We start from the raw sequence: 1,116 nt of genomic DNA on the forward strand, positions 1-1,116 counted from the left end.
CGGCCGTCCGGTAGGGCCGCGGGCCCGACAGTTGGAGCTGTCGTTCGACCCGTATACGGGTCTGCGGCCGGATCGCACCGGCCAGTACGCCCTGCCGCTCGACGGGCTGCGCCGTACCCCGCGCCCCTCCCGGCCGGCTGCCTCCCCACCCGTGCCGGCGTCCCGGCCGGCCACCGGCCGTTCAGCGGGGCTGCGGGCACGGCAGCTGGAGCTGCCATTCGACCCCTACCAGAACCTCCGCCCCGACCGGTTCGGCCAGTACACGCTCCCGCTCGAGGGGCTGCGCCGCACCCCCCGCCCGGCCACGCCCGCCCCGCCGCGTCCCTCCCCACCGGCCGCGTCGGCTCGGCCCGCGCCGCCACGGCACCGGCAGCTGCTCCTGCCGGGGATGCCACGCCGGCCCCGTCCATCCCAGCCTGGAGAGTGAGCCGCCCGCATGACCCATCCCGTCCGGATTCCCGCGGACGTCGACCGCGAAGACCGCCTCGTCGCGTCCCTGACCGCCCGGCAGGTACTGATCCTCGCCCTGACCGCAGGCGGGCTCTACCTCACCTGGACCGCCACCCACACCCGCGTGCCGCCGCCGCTGTTCGCCCTCGCCGCCCTGCCGGTCGCGGTCACCGCCACCGTCCTGGCCCTCGGCCAACGCGACGGGCTGCCCCTCGACCGGCTGCTGCTGGCCGCCCTGCGCCAGCGCACCAGCCCCCACCAGCGGATCAACGCCCCGGAAGGCGTCGTCCCCCCGCCACCCTGGCTGGCCGCCCGCGCCCGGACCCACGGCTCCGGCCGTCACCGCACACGACCAGGCGGCGACGCCCTGGCGGCGCTGCGGCTGCCCGCCCGCACCGTCACCGCGACCACCGGTGTCGGGGTCATCGACCTCGCCGCCGACGGCCTCGCGGTGATCGCTGTCTGCTCGACAGTGAACTTCGCCCTGCGCACCCCCGGCGAGCAGGAGGCGCTCGTCGGAGTGTTCGCCCGCTACCTGCACTCCCTGACCGCCCCGGTGCAGATCCTCGTCCGGGCGATGCCGGCGGACCTGTCCGGGCAGATCCACGACCTGCACGCCCACGCCGGGCAGCTCGCGCACCCGGCGCTGGCGGACGCGGCCCGCCA

At 77.1% G+C, this 1,116-nt stretch carries 1 protein-coding gene and 1 pseudogene; both read left to right on the plus strand.

Going from position 1 to position 1,116, the window contains the following annotated elements; translation table 11 throughout:
* Positions 1-427: pseudogene (locus FrCorBMG51_RS29110) on the plus strand (hypothetical protein); the annotation flags it as partial.
* A gap of 9 nt (positions 428-436) precedes the next feature.
* On the plus strand, positions 437-1,116 hold a 680-nt coding region (locus tag FrCorBMG51_RS21710), incomplete at its 3' end, for a PrgI family protein (protein ID WP_047224869.1).

The organism is Protofrankia coriariae (genome assembly GCF_001017755.1).
Taxonomy (GTDB): domain Bacteria; phylum Actinomycetota; class Actinomycetes; order Frankiales; family Frankiaceae; genus Protofrankia; species Protofrankia coriariae.